17 protein-coding genes and 1 other RNA gene are annotated in these 18,393 nt (G+C 39.9%); 16 read left to right on the top strand and 2 right to left on the bottom strand.

Going from position 1 to position 18,393, the window contains the following annotated elements:
* The coding region (locus tag QM450_RS09965) for a transposase (RefSeq protein ID WP_414320496.1) at positions 1-206 on the top strand (206 nt) is incomplete at its 5' end.
* Positions 207-565: 359 nt separating this feature from the next.
* On the opposite strand, the gene pbp1a is transcribed toward QM450_RS09965, so the two are convergent.
* Together pbp1a and recU are read right to left on the bottom strand one after the other, a co-directional pair.
* On the bottom strand, positions 566-2,728 hold the full coding sequence (gene pbp1a / locus QM450_RS09960; RefSeq protein ID WP_414320495.1) for a penicillin-binding protein PBP1A: 2,163 nt from the start codon (positions 2,726-2,728) through the stop codon (positions 566-568).
* Entirely contained in the window at positions 2,725-3,321 is a 597-nt protein-coding gene (gene recU, locus QM450_RS09955; protein ID WP_414320494.1) for a Holliday junction resolvase RecU, read from the bottom strand. The genes pbp1a and recU overlap by 4 nt, the downstream gene beginning before the upstream one ends.
* Positions 3,322-3,388: 67 nt before the next feature.
* On the opposite strand from recU, the gene QM450_RS09950 reads away from it, so the two are divergent.
* The 15 genes from QM450_RS09950 to QM450_RS09880 all read left to right on the top strand — a co-directional run bounded on the left by QM450_RS09950 (position 3,389) and on the right by QM450_RS09880 (position 17,131).
* Positions 3,389-3,916 (top strand): DUF1273 domain-containing protein, encoded by a 528-nt coding sequence (locus QM450_RS09950; RefSeq protein WP_414320493.1) that lies wholly within the window; start codon positions 3,389-3,391, stop codon positions 3,914-3,916.
* Positions 3,917-3,985: 69 nt separating this feature from the next.
* Entirely contained in the window at positions 3,986-4,315 is a 330-nt protein-coding gene (gene gpsB, locus QM450_RS09945) for a cell division regulator GpsB (protein ID WP_414320492.1), read from the top strand.
* 18 nt (positions 4,316-4,333) lie between these two features.
* Positions 4,334-4,714, top strand: an RNA gene (gene rnpB, locus QM450_RS09940) — RNase P RNA component class B.
* Between the two features lie 82 nt (positions 4,715-4,796).
* Positions 4,797-5,954 carry a THUMP domain-containing class I SAM-dependent RNA methyltransferase gene (locus QM450_RS09935; protein ID WP_414320491.1) on the top strand — a complete coding sequence of 386 codons (1,158 nt, stop codon included), beginning with the start codon at positions 4,797-4,799 and terminating at the stop codon, positions 5,952-5,954.
* 12 nt (positions 5,955-5,966) lie between these two features.
* Complete coding sequence (gene mapZ / locus QM450_RS09930) at positions 5,967-7,430, top strand: cell division site-positioning protein MapZ (RefSeq protein ID WP_414320490.1); 1,464 nt, start codon at positions 5,967-5,969, stop codon at positions 7,428-7,430.
* A 76-nt stretch (positions 7,431-7,506) separates the two neighbouring features.
* On the top strand, positions 7,507-8,931 hold the full coding sequence (gene gndA / locus QM450_RS09925; RefSeq protein ID WP_003017375.1) for an NADP-dependent phosphogluconate dehydrogenase: 1,425 nt from the start codon (positions 7,507-7,509) through the stop codon (positions 8,929-8,931).
* Between the two features lie 11 nt (positions 8,932-8,942).
* Positions 8,943-9,632, top strand: a complete 690-nt coding sequence (locus QM450_RS09920) for a response regulator transcription factor (protein WP_414320489.1) — start codon at positions 8,943-8,945, stop codon at positions 9,630-9,632.
* A gap of 95 nt (positions 9,633-9,727) precedes the next feature.
* The gene (gene cbpJ / locus QM450_RS09915; protein WP_414320488.1) at positions 9,728-10,780 is read left to right on the top strand and encodes a choline-binding protein CbpJ; all 1,053 of its coding nucleotides are present in this window, start codon (positions 9,728-9,730) and stop codon (positions 10,778-10,780) included.
* 122 nt (positions 10,781-10,902) lie between these two features.
* Positions 10,903-11,781 (top strand): mevalonate kinase, encoded by an 879-nt coding sequence (gene mvk / locus QM450_RS09910; protein WP_414320487.1) that lies wholly within the window; start codon positions 10,903-10,905, stop codon positions 11,779-11,781.
* On the top strand, positions 11,763-12,716 hold the full coding sequence (gene mvaD, locus QM450_RS09905; RefSeq protein WP_414320486.1) for a diphosphomevalonate decarboxylase: 954 nt from the start codon (positions 11,763-11,765) through the stop codon (positions 12,714-12,716). Before mvk ends, mvaD begins: the two co-directional genes overlap by 19 nt.
* Entirely contained in the window at positions 12,703-13,716 is a 1,014-nt protein-coding gene (locus QM450_RS09900) for a phosphomevalonate kinase (RefSeq protein WP_414320485.1), read from the top strand. Before mvaD ends, QM450_RS09900 begins: the two co-directional genes overlap by 14 nt.
* Positions 13,694-14,695 carry a type 2 isopentenyl-diphosphate Delta-isomerase gene (fni, locus tag QM450_RS09895; protein WP_414320484.1) on the top strand — a complete coding sequence of 334 codons (1,002 nt, stop codon included), beginning with the start codon at positions 13,694-13,696 and terminating at the stop codon, positions 14,693-14,695. The genes QM450_RS09900 and fni overlap by 23 nt, the downstream gene beginning before the upstream one ends.
* Before the next feature lie 98 nt (positions 14,696-14,793).
* Entirely contained in the window at positions 14,794-15,492 is a 699-nt protein-coding gene (gene liaF / locus QM450_RS09890) for a cell wall-active antibiotics response protein LiaF (protein WP_414320483.1), read from the top strand.
* Positions 15,489-16,487, top strand: a complete 999-nt coding sequence (locus QM450_RS09885; RefSeq protein ID WP_414320482.1) for a sensor histidine kinase — start codon at positions 15,489-15,491, stop codon at positions 16,485-16,487. The genes liaF and QM450_RS09885 overlap by 4 nt, the downstream gene beginning before the upstream one ends.
* Before the next feature lie 11 nt (positions 16,488-16,498).
* Entirely contained in the window at positions 16,499-17,131 is a 633-nt protein-coding gene (locus tag QM450_RS09880) for a response regulator (protein ID WP_414320481.1), read from the top strand.
* The last annotated feature ends 1,262 nt before the right edge of the window (positions 17,132-18,393 follow it).

Below are 18,393 nucleotides of genomic sequence, written 5' to 3'. Positions count from 1 at the left end.
TGGATAATGCAAGATTCCATAGAATGGGTAAGCTAGAGCTCTTATGTGAAGAATTTGGGCATAAACTTTTACCACTTCCTCCCTACTCACCTGAGTACAATCCTATTGAGAAAACATGGGCTCATATCAAAAAGCACCTCAAAAAGGTATTACCAAGTTGCAATACTTTTTTCGAGGCTTTTTTGTCCTTTTCTTGTTTCAATTGACTATAGAACAGACATTCTAAGTCACGCCCCAGTTCATAGATAAACTACAAAACATAAGGTATCTTTTATTTATAATTTTAAACAGGTTTCCCGACTATTTGATTTGTGTTGGGGATAAGGTTGCGATTGAGATATTTAACCTGTTCAGTTGTTTCTCTACATATTTTTAAAAAGTTTGACCTGGTAGAAATTATAGTGGATTGAACTTAGAGTAGTACAATATAGATTCTAAAACATTTTTAGAAATTAATTTGACTTTCCTAACCTCTTTGTTCACATCTTATTTCAATCAACTATAAGATTCCACCATAAAAAACTGCATACAAAAAACTGAGAATAAATCCTCAGTTTTTTATATTTTATTGCTGCCCTTGTGTATTTTGTGGGGCTGGATTTTGTTGTTGACTATTTGTAGTTGTATTTGGTACTGAGGCATTTGGATTGGTAGTGCCATTCGTATTATCATTCGAAGAGATTGGACTTTCAGTTGTTGAAGTTGTACTTGAACTTGAGCTCTCTGTTGTCGAACTTGCTTGAGTTGATTGTGGAATCCAATTGCTACGAGCGCCGCTCTTAAAGACGTATTCTCCGTTACGATACAAACCTTCAGGCATTGTCCAATCGCCAGGATGATCATCCTCTGACAGATATCCCATCATTGAGCGGTAGATATTTGCAGCGACTCTAAATCCATCTCCTACGATTGGAGTAAGACGGTTTGAGTAACCAGTCCAAACGGCCATTGAATACTTACGAGTATATCCTACGAACATTTCGTCTGGAGCAACATACCCAGTGTTCTTAATGTAGTTCTCAATTTCATTGTCTGTATAGTTTGAAGTACCAGTTTTCCCAGCTTGTGGAAGCCATGACATGTAGGCTCCACGACCAGTTCCGTAAGTTAATACGGTTTTCATCATTTCTGTCATCATGTAGGCGGTTGTTTCCTTCATGGCGCGAGTACCTTGGTCTGAAAACTCTTTTGAACTGCCATCACTAAAGACAACTTTATTGATATACATTGGTTTGTGATAGATACCGCCGTTAGCAAAGGCAGCATAGGCAGCAGCCATTTTTTCACTACTTGCTCCGTACTGTTTATGAGATTCAACTGTATTACTTGAGATAGCATTTGCGTATACCATTGATGGGTAATCAATTCCTAAACCATTCAAGAAGGTCTTAGCATGGTCTAATCCAACTTTTTCAAGTGTTTTAACGGCTGGTACGTTACGAGATTGTTGAATTGCGTACTGGAGAGTGATATTTCCAAAGTAGACTTTATCCCAGTTATAGACAGGAATGTCTGTTCCAGGATAGTTATAAGGGGCATCATTAATCGTTGCTGCAGTAGAGTCGAAAATTCCGTACTCAAGTGCAGGAGCGTAGTCTGTGATTGGTTTCATAGTAGAACCCCAGTCACGGTTTGTTTCGACGGCTTGGTTGATACCGAATGAAACATTACTTGATTGGTGTCTAGAACCAAGTTGAGCGATGACTTTACCATTTGTAACATCAACGATAGTAGAAGCAGCTTGAAGGTCATCATCTGGATAGTCAACGTATTCGTCTGTATTGTAAACATCCCAAAGGCGTTTTTGTACCTCTTGGTCAACGTTTGTATAGACTTCCATACCTGTTGTTAATAGATTATAACCTGTCTCTTGCTCTACTTGGTCAATAACTTCTTTAAGATAGTTATCCATGTACTGTGGATAGCTATTAACAGATTTTAGACTTTGAAGTCCATCTGTGATTGGGGTATTGATTGCTGTTTCATATTGCTCGGCTGTAAGGTAGCCTTGCTTTTGCATTTCTGACAAAACGAGATTTCGTCTTTCAAGGGCTGCTTCGGGATGAGAATAGGGATCGTATTGGTTTGGAGCCTGTGGCATACCTGCTAAGAGTGCAAGTTGTGGGATGGACAAGTCTTTGAGGTCCTTACCATAATAGTTTTCCGCAGCTGTCTGCATACCATAGTTACCATTTGACATGTAGACCTTATTGACGTAATAGGTCAAGATTTCTTGCTTAGTTGCAGTTCGCTCTAGCTGGATAGCCAACCAAGCCTCTTGAACTTTACGGGATAGAGTTTGATCAGCTGTTGATGTTGAGAAATAAGTCAGCTTAATCAACTGCTGGGTCAAGGTTGATCCCCCTTGAAGACCACCATTACTACTGAGGTTACGTAGGAAAGCTCCTGCTATTCGAATGCTATCAATTCCTCTGTGGTTAAAGAAGCGATGATCCTCGATAGAGACAATCGCATTGACAAGATCAGTAGGAATGTCACTACTTTGAGCATTGACACGACGTTCAGCACCTAAATCTGCGATGAGTTCATTTTTGCTATCATAAATTTTACTTGATGTAGTTGCAACAAGTTTGCTTTCAGAGAGTTCAGGAGCCTTGTTTGCATAGTGAAGAAATACACCACCGCCAAGTAGGAAAGCTACGATAAATAAGCTAATCGTAACAATGCTGAGGTATTTAACGATGCGCAAGATAGTTTGTTTGTTCATATTGTTTTACCACCTAGTAAATGTTGTTTGACTGTATCAAGGTAAGGAATTTGTGGAAAAGCAGACTGCTCAATCACATAACCGAATTCTTTGATATAGTCAAGCGGCATTGACTTTTTCCCCATATCCTGATGATAAAAACGGATGAGGTCAAGTGCCGGCAATAAATACGTTTCTTGATAAGAAGAAAAATGAAGAAGGACAAAGCAAATCCCTTTTTGTTCAAGGACTTGTTCCATATGACGAATCTGATGAGGATGGAAGTTCTTCATCGGAATGGCATGTTTTTGCTTGGTTTCCTTGGCTTCGAAATCGATGTAAAACCCTTCATAAACTCCAGAATAATCGGTAGTCGATGCCTGTCTAAAATAAGCTTCAACAATCTTAGCCCGACTACGCTGAGGATAGTCTACACGGACAATCTGAACAGGAGTTGGTTTTTTATGGATAACAGCTAAACCGTGTGTCAGATAATAATCGTTTGTAGCATTGATCATCTTTTCAAAGGTCATCCCACGATTTGCGAAATTTTTAATTTGTGAGGTGACTTCTTGTTTTTTTTTCGATGAAAGTTTATGAGGATAGTTGACCATAATTCTCCTTATTGGTACAATAACATCACTCTATTATACCATAAAAGTGAACAGAAAGGGTGAAAAAATGCATACAGCCTTGGTTTTAGGCTATTCTAACTTTGATTTAGGATTGTTTAATGACAAAGATATTCGTTTAAAAATTATTAAAAAAGCCATTCGTAGAGATTTAGAAAAACTAGCAGATGAAGGGTTGAAATGGTTGGTGTTTACGGGAACTCTGGGATTTGAACACTGGGTTTTAGAGATAGCCAGAGATATGAAAGGTGACTTTGGTTTCCAACTTGCCACTATCTTTGATTTTGAAACTCATGGGGCAAACTGGAATGAGGGGAATCAGGTTAAACTTAGTGAATTTAAACAAGTTGATTTTGTAAAATACGCCTATCCGAACTATGAACACAAGGGTCAATTACGAGACTATCAACTTTTCTTACTTGAAAATACAGATGGAGCCTATCTTTTTTATGATGAAGAAAATGAAACAAAACTGAAGTATTTTTACGAACTGATGAAAAAGAAAGACAACTATATTACAAAAAGATTAACATTTGAGGAATTAAACGAAGTAGCTGAAAATTTTTCCGAAAATTGAGCCTTTGACCTTGCTTTTTGTTTGCCTTTTTTTATATAATAATACTAGCAACTGAGAATGGAGAGAGACATGGCAAGTATTATTTTTACAGCAAAAGATATTTTTGAGCAGGATTTTGGAAGAGAAGTACGTGGATATAGTAAAGCAGAGGTTGATGAATTCTTGGATGATGTCATCAAGGATTATGAAACTTATGCAGCATTAGTAAAATCATTGCGTTCAGAAATCGCGGAGCTCAAAGAAGAATTGGCGAAAAAACCTCAAGTGACATCAGCAACTTCTGAATCAGCAGATCATGGAAGTATGACTTCTATGACAAACTTTGATATTTTGAAACGTTTGAATCGTCTTGAAAAAGAAGTATTTGGCAAACAAATCTTGGATAATTCTGATTTCTAAGAATGATTTTGTTGTGCAATTTTTGGATAATCGCGTGAAGAGAATTTCTTTTCATGAGGAAAGTCCATGCTAGCACAGGCTGTGATGCCTGTAGTGTTTGTGCTAGGCGAAAACATAAGCCTAGGGACGAGAAATCGTTACGGCAGTTGAAATGGCTAAGTCTTTTGATAGGTCAGAGTAGGCTTGAAAGTGCCACAGTGACGGAGTCTCTCTGGAAACGGAGAGAGTGGAACGCGGTAAACCCCTCAAGCTAGCAACCCAAATTTTGGTCGGGGCATGGAGTGCGCGGAAACGAACGTAGTACTCTGACTGCTATCAGCTAGAGCTGCTAGTGGTAGACAGATGATTATCGAAGGAAGTGGTCCTAGTCACTTCTGGAACAAAACATGGCTTATAGAAAATTGCATATAGGTTGGGGCTGAGACATTTTTCTCAACCTCATTTTTTAAAGTGAACAAAGAAAGGTCTACAAAAGACTGAAATGAAACAAACATTTAATTTAATTGCGACTGTTGCAGCTGGTTTGGAAGCTGTAGTTGGGCGTGAGGTACGCGATCTTGGTTATGATTGTCAAGTTGAGAATGGACGAGTTCGTTTTCAAGGTGATGTGAAAGCAATCATCCAAACCAACCTGTGGCTAAGAGCTGCCGATAGGATAAAAATCGTTGTGGGAACATTTCCAGCAAAAACCTTTGAAGAACTCTTTCAAGGTGTTTTTGCCTTAGATTGGGAAAACTATCTCCCACTTGGGGCCCGTTTCCCAATTTCCAAGGCTAAGTGTGTTAAGTCAAAATTACACAATGAACCGAGTGTACAAGCGATATCTAAGAAGGCAGTTGTTAAGAAATTGCAAAAACATTATGCACGGCCAGAGGGTGTTCCTCTCATGGAGAATGGACCTGAGTTTAAGATTGAGGTCTCTATTCTGAAAGATGTGGCGACTGTCATGATTGATACGACTGGCTCAAGTCTCTTTAAGCGTGGTTACCGCACTGAAAAGGGTGGGGCTCCGATCAAGGAGAATATGGCAGCGGCGATTTTGCAACTGTCAAACTGGTATCCAGATAAGCCTTTGATTGATCCAACCTGTGGTTCTGGAACTTTTTGTATTGAAGCTGCTATGATTGCACGTAAGATGGCGCCAGGTTTGCGTCGTTCCTTTGCTTTTGAAGAATGGAACTGGGTCAGTGACCGCCTGATTCAAGAAGTCAGAACTGAAGCTAGTAAGCAAATAGATCGAGAGATTGAACTGGATATTATGGGCTGTGATATCGATGGTCGTATGGTAGAAATTGCTAAGGCCAATGCCCAGGCAGCAGGAGTATCTGGAGATATTCTCTTTAAACAGATGCGCGTGCAGGATTTACGTTCCGATAAGATCAATGGGGTGATTATCTCTAACCCGCCTTATGGTGAACGCTTGTCAGATGATGCAGGGGTTACCAAGCTCTATGCTGAAATGGGTGAGGTTTTTGAGCCTCTCAAGACGTGGAGTAAATTTATCCTGACTAGTGATGAAGCCTTTGAAAGCAAATATGGTAGTCAGGCGGACAAAAAACGAAAACTCTACAATGGTACTTTGAAAGTTGATTTGTATCAATATTTTGGTCAACGTGTCAAAAGAAATTTGACAGATTAGAAAGGAGTTGCCATGGATCCAAAGGATAAAAAAGAAGAGTTGTCAGAACCTGAGAAAACCTTTCAGGAACCTCAGTTTGATTTTGAGGAAGCTAAGGATCTGACAGTTGGACAAGTTATTCGAAAAAATGAAGAAATCGAAGCAGGAGTAACTCCTGATGATACGATTTTGGACAAATACATTAAACAACACCGTGAAGAAATCGAAGCTGATAAATTTACTAACATTCAGGCGAAGAAAGAGGAACTTCGAAGTCTAGATGATTTGCTTCAAGACGCCAAAGAAACAATTGATGAAGAGGTGGAACCAGTAGAAGAAGTTTCTGAATCAGAAAAGTTTGCTGAAGAAGAGGGAGTAGCAATGGAAGAATTTCTCCTTCCACCCCTTGAAGAAACCTTGGTTATGGATAAAAACCTAGTGGAATCCGAAACTGAGCCCCTTGTTGCAGAGGATGATGAAGCTTTGCAAGAGGAACATCAATCCTTATCTCGCTCTGCTCAAGCAGAAGATGAGCCACAAAATAAAAAGCTGTGGGTCATCTTGTCAGCTTTTTTAGCGATTATTGTCTTGATTATTGGGGGTAGCTACTATGTTTATCGTCAAATTACGCGTTCTTCCCAAGAAATTCAGTCTCAGTCATCTGATGCAGGTTTGGTAAGTAATCAAGCAATTCTCAATCAATTTAACAGTCTTTATGATACTTTTTATACTGATGAGAATAAAACTGCCCTAAAAAATAGTCAGTTTAGTCAGCTGAGTCAGCTCAAAGAGCTTTTAGATAAACTTGAGGGAGCTAGTGAGCATACTCTTGCCAAATCAAAATACGATAGTCTTGAAACACAAATCAAAGCGGTACAAGATGTTAATGCTCAATTTGAAACACCAGCTATCACAGATGGTGTTCTAAATACAAATGCTAAAGTAAAGGCAGATGCTAAATTTACCGAAGTTAAGACTGGAAATACTGAAATTGATAAACTACTAGCTAAGGCTATTAGTCTCGGTAAGAGTCAACTTTCAAGTTCTACAAGCTCAAGCAGTAGTCAGTCAAGTTCATCAAGCCAAGCAGAGTCAAGTTCTGCAACTGAAAGCAATGCTAGCAGCTCTGCTAATGCATCAACTTCAGCAGGTGAAACAGCCTCAGCAAGTAATATCCTAAATAGTGGACTAACAAGCAATGGTGTGAACCTACAAAGAAGTGTCAGTCGAGTACCGTACAATCAAGCAGCTGTAAGTGATAGTAGTGATCCTGCTTGGACTTTTGCAGATGGTGTCCTTGAACGCATTCTTGAGACTTCGCGTGCGCGTGGCTACATTACAGGCAACCAATACATTTTGGAACCTGTGAATATTGTTAATGGTAATGGCTACTATAATCTTTATAAACCAGACGGTACCTATCTCTTTACCCTTAATTGTAAGACAGGTTACTTTGTAGGGAATGGTTCTGGACATGCGGATGATTTAGACTACTAGTCAAATTGTTACAAAATTCTTTCTTTTCACAGATAAACATGATAAAATAAAACATATTAAACAAGAGGAGTGTCACATGACAAAAGCTAACTTTGGTGTTGTTGGTATGGCCGTAATGGGTCGTAACCTTGCCCTTAATATTGAATCTCGTGGTTATACAGTTGCTATTTATAACCGTAGTAAAGAAAAAACTGAAGATGTGATTGCTTGCCACCCTGATAAAAACTTCGTGCCAAGCTATGATATCGAAAGCTTCGTAAACTCAATTGAAAAACCACGTCGTATCATGCTTATGGTTCAAGCAGGACCTGGTACAGATGCGACCATCCAAGCCCTTCTTCCACACTTGGATAAAGGTGATATCTTGATCGATGGAGGGAATACTTTCTATAAAGATACTATTCGTCGTAATGAAGAATTGGCGAACTCAGGTATCAACTTTATCGGTACAGGTGTTTCTGGTGGTGAAAAAGGTGCCCTTGAAGGTCCTTCTATCATGCCTGGGGGACAAAAAGAAGCTTATGACTTGGTAGCAGATGTTCTTGAAGAAATCTCTGCAAAAGCTCCAGAAGATGGTAAACCATGTGTAACTTACATCGGTCCTGATGGAGCTGGTCACTATGTAAAAATGGTCCACAATGGGATCGAGTACGGTGATATGCAATTGATCGCAGAAAGCTACGATCTTATGCAACACTTGCTTGGCCTCTCTGCTGAAGACATGGCTGAAATCTTTACTGAGTGGAACAAGGGTGAATTGGACAGCTACTTGATTGAAATCACAGCTGATATTTTGGGCCGTAAAGATGACGAAGGTCAAGACGGACCAATCGTAGACTATATCTTGGATGCTGCAGGAAACAAAGGAACTGGTAAATGGACTAGTCAATCAGCTCTTGACCTTGGTGTGCCATTGTCACTCATTACTGAGTCAGTATTTGCCCGTTATATCTCAACTTACAAAGAAGAACGTGTACACGCTAGCAAGGTGCTTCCAAAACCAGCTGCTTTCAAATTTGAAGGCGACAAGGCTGAATTGATTGAAAAAATCCGTCAAGCCCTTTACTTCTCAAAAATCATCTCATACGCACAAGGTTTTGCGCAATTGCGTGTAGCTTCTAAAGAAAACAACTGGAACTTGCCATTTGCGGACATCGCATCTATCTGGCGTGATGGATGTATCATCCGTTCACGTTTCTTGCAAAAGATCACAGATGCTTACAACCGTGATGCAGATCTTGCTAACCTTCTTTTGGATGAGTATTTCTTGGACGTAACTGCTAAGTACCAACAATCTGTTCGTGATATCGTAGCTCTTGCTGTTCAAGCTGGTGTACCAGTACCAACATTCTCAGCAGCTATCACTTACTTTGACAGCTACCGTTCAGCTGACCTTCCAGCTAACTTGATCCAAGCACAACGTGACTACTTTGGTGCCCACACTTACCAACGTAAGGATAAAGAAGGAACATTCCACTACTCTTGGTATGACGAAAAATAAGTAGGTCAGCCATGGGGAAACGGATTTTATTACTTGAGAAAGAACGAAATCTAGCTCATTTTTTAAGTCTGGAACTCCAAAAAGAGCAATACCGAGTTGATCAGGTAGAAGAGGGACAAAAAGCCCTCTCCATGGCTCTTCAGACAGACTATGACTTGATTTTACTGAATGCTCATCTAGGGGATATGACAGCCCAGGATTTTGCAGATAAGTTGAGTCGAACCAAGCCAGCTGCGGTGATCATGGTCTTGGACCATCGAGAAGAATTGCAAGACCAACTTGAAACAATCCAGCGTTTCGCTGTTTCATACATCTATAAACCAATCATTATCGATGATTTGGTCAGTCGTATTTCAGCTATCTTCCGAGGTCGAGATTTCATCGACCAACACTGTAGTCAGATGAAAGTTCCGACAGCTTATCGCAATCTGCGTATGGACGTAGAACATCATACCGTCTATCGTGGCGAGGAGATGATTGCTCTGACACGTCGTGAATATGACCTCTTAGCTACCCTTATGGGAAGCAAGAAGGTTTTGAATCGTGAGCAATTGCTGGAAAGTGTTTGGAAGTATGAGAGTGCGACCGAAACAAATATTGTGGATGTTTATATCCGTTATCTACGTAGCAAACTTGACGTGAAAGGTCAAAAGAGCTACATTAAAACCGTGCGTGGTGTTGGTTATACCATGCAAGAATAGAAAAGCAGTTGCAGTTTTGTAACTGCTTTTTTTGAGTCGTTGAAATGTTGACATATGATTTGATCTTTGCTACAATCATTTTGGAGGAAACAAGAATGAAATTTTTGAAAAAAATGATGCAAGTTACTCTAGCAGTCTTCTTCTTTGGTCTGTTAGCAACAAGTACAGTATTGGCGGATGATGCTGATTCTGAAGGCTGGAAATTTGTTCAAGAAAATGGTAGAACCTACTACAAGAAGGGTGATATCAAAGAAAAGGCCTGGAGAGTGATTGATGGGAAGTACTATTATTTTGATCATGTATCAGGAGAGATGGTTGTCGGCTGGCAATATATCCCGTTTCCATCTAAAGGTAGTACAATTGGTCCTTACCCCAATGATTTAAGATTAGAGTATATGCCAATGCCACAATGGTATTACTTTAACCAAGATGGCGTACTACAAGAATTTGTTGGCTGGCAACAATTAGAGGTAAAAGATTCCTTAACCGTTGGGAAAAAACATGGTGAAGGCTGGGAAGGTCCAGAAGTTCTTAAATTAGCATACTACTACTTTGATCAAGATCATTCTTTAAAGACAGGTTGGCTTTACGATCAGTCTAACTGGTATTACCTAGCAAAAACAGGAAATTCTGGGAATAAGAATCTTGGTGGTGAGAGACGTTCTGGTTGGATTAACGACAATTCAACTTGGTACTACCTAGCCCCAACTACTGGTATTATGCAAACAGGTTGGCAATACCTTGGTAACAAATGGTACTACCTTCGTTCATCAGGTGCTATGGCGACAGGTTGGTATCAAGAAGGTTCAACTTGGTATTACCTAGATGCTCAAAACGGTGATATGAAAACAGGTTGGATTTATGTCGGTAATAAATGGTACTACCTTCGTTCATCAGGTGCTATGGCGACCGGTTGGTATCTAGATGGTTCAACTTGGTATTACCTAGATGCTCAAAACGGTGATATGAAAACTGGCTGGATTTATATCGATAATACTTGGTATTATCTCCGTTCTTCAGGAGCTATGGTAACCAGTTGGTTCCAAGTTAATGGTAAATGGTACTATGCTTATAGTTCAGGTGCCTTGGCTGTGAATACTACTGTAGGTGGCTACTACGTCAACTATAATGGTGAGTGGGTTCAGTAATGAAAACAAGCGATTGTGAAGGAAACAATCGCTTTTTTTGTGAAAATATAATAAAATAGAAAGGAATAAAGTTCTAAAATTTTATCTAGAAAAAGACGCTTTTCGTCTGATAGAAGGATTAAATGACAAAAGAAGTTGGTGTCGGTCAGGCACATAGTAAAATTATTTTAATCGGAGAGCATGCAGTGGTTTATGGCTACCCAGCCATTTCCTTGCCTCTTTTAGAGGTTGAGGTGACTTGTCGGGTAGTTCCAGCAGCGACACCATGGCGTCTGTTTGAAGAGGACACCTTGTCCATGGCTGTTTATGCTTCCCTTGAGTATCTAAATATCAACGATGCTTGCATCCGATGTCAAATTGACTCGGCTATTCCTGAAAAACGTGGGATGGGTTCTTCAGCAGCCATAAGTATTGCGGCCATTCGAGCTGTATTTGATTACTACCAAGCAGAACTTCCACATGATGTGTTAGAAATTTTGGTCAATCGGGCGGAGATGATTGCCCATATGAATCCTAGTGGTTTGGATGCCAAGACCTGTCTTAGTGACCAACCTATCCGTTTTATCAAGAATGTTGGTTTTGAAGAATTAACCATGGATTTATCAGCTTATCTGGTCATTGCCGATACTGGTGTTTATGGGCATACTCGTGAAGCCATCCAAGTCGTGCAGAGCAAGGGCAAGGATGCCTTACCTTTCTTGCATGCGCTAGGAGAATTAACCCAAGAAGCAGAAGAAGCAATAAAAACAAAAGATGCCGTGAAGTTGGGAGAAATTCTAACCAAAGCTCATGGAAATCTAAAAGAAATCGGAGTTAGTAGCCCTGAATCGGATTCTTTGGTAGAAACTGCTCTTGACCATGGAGCCCTAGGTGCCAAGATGAGTGGTGGTGGTCTAGGAGGCTGTATCATCGCCTTGGTTGTTAATGTAAGCCAAGCGCAAGCACTAGCAGAAAGATTAGAAGAGAAAGGAGCTGTTCAGACATGGATCGAAAGCCTGTAACAGTACGTTCCTATGCCAATATTGCTATTATTAAATATTGGGGTAAGAAAGCAGAAAAAGAGATGGTTCCTGCAACTAGCAGTATCTCTCTAACATTAGAAAATATGTATACGGAGACAACACTTTCTCCTTTACCAGCTGATGCAACCGCAGATGCTTTCTATATCAATGATCAGTTGCAAAATGAAGCTGAACATAAAAAGATGAGTAAAATCATTGACCGCTACCGTCCTGAAGGAGCAGGGTTTGTTCGTATCGATACTAAGAACAATATGCCAACAGCAGCAGGCCTTTCTTCAAGTTCCAGTGGTTTATCTGCCTTGGTCAAAGCTTGTAACGCATATTTCCAACTTGGGCTGAATCGCAGAGAATTGGCCTTGGAAGCTAAGTTTGCATCGGGTTCTTCATCTCGTAGTTTTTATGGACCTTTGGCAGCTTGGGACAAGGATAGTGGAGAGATTTATCCAGTCGAGACTGACTTGAAACTAGCTATGATTATGTTGGTCTTGGAAGACCAGAAAAAACCAATTTCCAGTCGAGATGGGATGAAGATCTGTGTCAAAACTTCTACGACTTTTGATGAGTGGATTCGTCAATCTGAACAAGATTACAAGGATATGTTAGTCTACCTCAAGGAAAATGACTTTAAGAAAGTTGGAGAATTGACAGAGAAGAACGCGTTGGCTATGCATGCTACGACAAAAACAGCCACCCCATCCTTCTCTTATCTGACAGATGCTAGTTATGAGGCTATGGATTTTGTTCGTCAGCTTAGAGAACAAGGAGAATCTTGCTACTTTACCATGGATGCGGGCCCTAATGTCAAGGTTCTTTGCTTGGAAGAGGACTTGGAACATTTGTCAGAACTTTTAGGTCAACGCTATCGCTTAATCGTTTCAAAAACAAAGGATTTGAGCCAAGATGAGGATTGTTAGAACTTGTGGGAAGCTCTATTGGGCTGGGGAGTATGCCATTTTAGAACCAGGACAGTTGGCGCTAATAAAGGCTATTCCCATCTATATGACGGCTGAGATTAAAGCGTCTAATGATTATCGACTCTACTCAGATATGTTTTCCTATAGTGTAGACTTGCGACCGGATTCTTCTTATGCCTTGATTCAAGAAACAGTTGTCTTGGTGGAGGAGTATCTAACTGCCCAAGGAGTTGATCTGCAGCATTTTTCTTTAGAGATTCGTGGGAAAATGGAACGTGAAGGCAAGAAGTTTGGACTGGGTTCTAGTGGTAGCGTCATTGTTCTGGTTATCAAGGCCATGCTTGTTTTCTATGAAAGACCGGCTGAAAGAGAACTTTTGTTTAAACTGGCTAGTGCAGTTCTTCTCAAACGTGGGGATAATGGTTCCATGGGGGACATTGCCTGTATCGTCTCAGAAGACCTCGTCCTCTATCAGTCATTTGACCGCGAGAAAGTGGCACAATGGCTTGAAAAGGAAGACTTGCAGACTGTATTAAATCGTGATTGGGGCTTTTCTATTAGGAGCGTTGAACCGGTCTTGACATTTGACTTTCTGGTTGGTTGGACCAAGGAAGTAGCTGTATCTAGTCATATGGTAAAGCAAATTAAGAATAATATGAACGCTAGCTTCTTCGAAGCTTCAAAAGACGCAGTAGCTAACTTGGTAAAGGCTTTGGAGGTAGGTCAAGAAGAAACCATTATTGACTTGCTGGAACAAGCCAGCCAACTTTTAGAAGGCTTGAGTTCAGATATTTACACACCTTCGCTCAGACAACTAAAAAATGCCAGCCGAGACTTGAAAGCTCTTGCTAAGAGTAGTGGTGCTGGTGGTGGAGACTGTGGGATTGCCCTCAGTTTTGACCAAGATTCGACCACATTACTGAAAAAACGCTGGGCTGATCTAGGAATTGAACTCTTATATCAAGAAAGGATGGGACATGACGACAAATCGGAAGGATGAACACATCCGCTATGCCCTTGAACAAAAAAGTTCTTATAATAGTTTTGATGAAGTTGAACTGATTCATTCTTCGCTACCCTTATACGACATAGATGAGATTGATCTTTCGACAGAATTTGCAGGGCGAAAATGGGATTTTCCTTTTTATATCAATGCCATGACGGGTGGAAGCGATAAGGGGAGAGAAATCAATCAAAAGCTGGCTCAGGTGGCTGAAGCCTGTGGGATTTTATTTGTAACGGGTTCCTATAGCGCTGCTCTTAAGGATCCTTCAGATGATTCTTTTGCCGTGAAGTCAAATCGTCCTGACCTCCTTCTTGGAACCAATATTGGCTTGGACAAGCCTGTTGAACTAGGTCTGCAAACGGTCAAGGAGATGAATCCTCTACTCTTGCAAGTTCATATTAATGTCATGCAGGAATTGCTCATGCCAGAGGGTGAGCGTCAATTTAGATTGTGGCAAAATAATCTGAAAGATTATGCTGAGCAAATCATGGTTCCCCTTGTTTTAAAAGAAGTCGGTTTTGGTATGGATGTTAAGACCATTGCTAAGGCTTATGAGATGGGAATACGAATCGTTGATTTGTCTGGGCGTGGGGGAACCAGCTTTGCTTATATTGAAAACCGTCGCAGTGGTCAACGTGACTACCTCAATGACTGGGGTCAATCAACTATGCAAGCTCTCCTGAATGCCCAAGACTGGAAAGACAAGATGGAACTTTTGGTGAGTGGAGGAGTTCGCAATCCACTAGATATCATCAAATGCTTGGTGTTTGGAGCCAAGGCAGTTGGTCTATCACGCACTATGTTAGAGCTGGTTGAAAATTACTCTGTTGATGTCGTTATTTCTATTGTTGAAGGCTGGAAGGAAGAACTACGTCTGATTATGTGTGCCCTTAATTGTGCAAGGATTAAGGATTTGCAAGAGGTCGACTATCTCCTATATGGAAAATTAAAAGAAGCAAAAGATCAAATGTAAGGAAAGAGATCGGGATTATAGTCCCGGTCTCTTTATCATTCCTCAGACTGATGTGACTTTTGGGATTTGTGATACAATTAAATAGAGAGGACGGTTACATGCGAAAATTTCAAATTTTTCTATTTATTGAAGCTTGTTTATTGACAGGAGCTCTGATTATGATGGTATCAGAGCATTTTTCCCGTTTTCTGTTGATCTTGCTCTTGTTTTTACTGCTGATTCGGTACTATACTGGAAGACAGGGGAATAACCTTATTTTAGTAGCAGTGAGCATCCTATTTTTCTTTATCATCATGCTCAATCCCTTTGTCATTTTAGCTATCTTTGTGGCCTTGATATACAGCCTGTTCCTGCTTTACCCTATGATGAACCAGGAAAGAGAAGATACCAATCTGGTTTTTGAAGAAGTTGTGACAGTAAAGAGGGAGAAAAATCGCTGGTTTGGAAATCTTCACCATTTTTCAAGTTACCAGACTTGTCGTTTTGATGATATCAATCTCTTTCGCCTTATGGGGAAGGATACCATTCATCTAGAGCACGTGATTTTGAGTAATCATGATAATGTTATCATCTTGAGAAAACTGGTCGGTACGACTAGAATTATTGTACCAGTGGATGTAGAAGTCAGCCTTAGTGTCAATTCTCTGTATGGAGACTTAACCTTTTTTGACCAGCCTAAACGTGCTTTACGTAATGAGCAATTTCATCAAGAAACCAGAGACTATCTCAAGAGTCCTAAGAGTGTAAAGATTTTCTTAACAACCATGGTTGGAGATGTTGAGGTGGTGCGCGGATGAAAAAACAACCCTATATTTTAATTGGACTTACCTCTTTTCTCTACGTTGCTTTTCTATTTCGAAGTATTTTTAAGATCTTGGATTTGGAGTGGACTTCTCTTTTCCAGGATCTAGAAAAGACAGAAAAAGTCCTTTTTCTAGCCCTGATGTTTAGTCTTGCCCTAGCCTTTTTATTAGTCCTATTCTGGACAATGGTTGACGAAATTTCAAAGAGAAGAATCCAAGCAAATCTCAAACGTCTCCTAGCTGGCAAAGATATAGAAAGTCTGGGAGATGCTGACTTAGACGCAAGTTTTAGAAATTTGTCAGGAAAGCTCGGTTTGTTGACAGAAGCTATTCAAAAAGCAGACAATCAGGCCTTGGTCAAGGAAGAAGTGATTATTGAAAAGGAGCGCAAGCGAATCGCGCGTGACTTGCATGATACAGTTAGTCAAGAAATTTTTGCTGCCCATATGATTTTATCAGGACTCAGTCAACAAGCTTCCAAATTAGACAGAGAGAAGATGCAGACACAACTCCAGAGTGTAACAGCTATTTTGGAGACAGCTCAAAGAGACTTGCGCATTCTTCTTTTGCATTTACGACCAATTGAACTGGAACAAAAAAGCTTGGTGGAGGGGATTCAGCTACTCCTCAAAGAGCTAGAAGAAAAAAGTGAATTGAAGGTAAGCTTTAAATATCAGGTAACTGCACTACCTAAAAAGATTGAAGAACATATCTTCCGTATCGTCCAAGAATTGATTAGTAATACCCTTCGGCATGCACAAGCTTCCTGTTTGGATGTTTATCTTTATCAAAGGGAAACAGGCTTGCAATTGAAAGTAGTAGACAACGGTCGCGGTTTTCAGTTAGATGATGTTGCTGAATTAAGCTATGGTTTACGCAATATCAAAGAACGAGTGGAAGATATGGCTGGGACTATACAATTATTAACAGCACCCAAGCAAGGTTTGGCATTGGATATCCGCATTCCCTTGCTTGATTTGGATAGATAAGAGGAAGTAAGATGAAACTATTATTGGTAGATGACCACCAAATGGTGCGTCTTGGTTTGAAAAGTTATTTTGAATTACAAGATGATGTAGAGGTTGTAGGAGAAGCAACCAATGGCGCGGAGGGAATTTCTATGGCCTTGGAGCTTCGGCCAGATGTGATTGTCATGGATATTGTCATGCCTGAAGTCAATGGGATTGACGCAACTCTAGCTATTCTCAAAGAATGGCCGGAGGCTAAAATTTTGATTGTGACTTCTTATCTAGATAATGAAAAAATCATGCCAGTCTTAAATGCTGGGGCTAGGGGTTATATGCTCAAAACTTCTAGCGCTGATGAATTGCTGCACGCAGTTCGTAAGGTAGCAGCCGGTGAGTTTGCTATTGAACAAGAGGTGAGCAAGAAGGTGGAATACCACCGTAATCACGTCGAACTTCATGAAGAGTTGACTGCGCGTGAACGGGATGTCCTTCAACTAATCGCAAAGGGCTATGAAAACCAGCGCATTGCTGATGAATTGTTTATTTCTCTTAAGACTGTTAAAACCCATGTTTCGAATATTCTGGCTAAACTTCAGGTTAGCGACCGCACCCAGGCAGCAGTCTATGCCTTTCAGCATCACTTGGTAGGCCATGAAGACTTCTAGATGCATCTTTTGGAGCCAAAGCAAGGTTTGTTCGGTAAATTGGATACATTTAGCAAAAAAACAGTAATTTAGAATTAGCAAGTATCTCAAGCAGTCCTAAAAACTCATGTCTGACCAGAAAAAACCATAATAGGCGGTAGCTAGTAGAACTTGTTAACAACAAGAATAGTAGAGAGTATCATCTCGAGAAAGATGTCTGTCAAATGAGCCTAGCGCACTTGTTCAGACTGCAAAAAGAGACAAATGATTTAGACCAAGGATTTAGTCCAGTAAGTTAGAAGACTAATACTCAATGGAAATCAAAGAGCAAACTAGGAAGCTAGCCGCAGGTTGCTCAAAGCACTGCTTTGAGGTTGCAGATAGAACTGACGAAATCAGCTCAAAACACTGTTTTGAGGTTGTGGATAGAACTGACAAAGTCAGTAACATATATACGGCAAGGTGAAGCTGACGTGGTTTGAAGAGATTTTCGAAGAGTATAAGTCCTTTTATAGTGGATTGAATCTAGAACAGTACACTATGGCTGCTAAAAAATATTTCTAGAAATTAGTTTGCCTTTCCTAAACGATTTGTTCGTACCTTATTGCAATCTACTATATTTGACTCTCGCAGGTGTAATCGATGGCATCCCTCGGTGCCATCTCATATTTTTACAAGAAAACACCATTTTGATCCTATAAAATCAAAAAGAGCAGAAATTTTCAGTGTGCAATCACCTATAGTATAGGATTTATTAAAAACTCTTTCCTTAGCTTCTTAGAACAGAAGAAGATCCATTGATTGACTTATAAATTAAAAATATATACTTGGACTAGCATCTTTCTTAAGTGGCCTGTCAATAAAAGTGTAGGTTGATTTTTCTTGAGTAGTAAAAGATTCAAGAAAATTTAGGATCGCTAATGTTCTTTGATAAAAACTTCATTCATTTATTTTTTCTTTCATTCTGAAAACTTAATGTAAATTTTCTGTTTTTTGAAATATTATGTCTTAAAAGGTCCAGCGAAGAAAACTATGTATGTAGAATCCTGTTTTACTTAATTTTTAGATAACTATATTAAGTGATAAAAGGCATTGTATATGTAGTTTTTGGTTTATAAAATACTGCTAAATACTTGAAAGTTCGAAAGTTATTTTGATTATGTGACTTTCAGTCCGTCTCGCTCCGTTAGGTGCGAGACAAAAAAACCACCCGCTATGCGGGTGCGCATCGAAGGTTATACCAAAAAACTCCAAACGCGATACAAATAAGGTGTTCAAGCCAA

Source organism: Streptococcus infantis, from assembly GCF_047464615.1.
GTDB lineage: Bacteria > Bacillota > Bacilli > Lactobacillales > Streptococcaceae > Streptococcus > Streptococcus infantis_Y.
The sequence above is the reverse complement of the archived record's forward strand: the minus strand, read 5'-3'. Positions and strand labels throughout refer to the sequence as shown.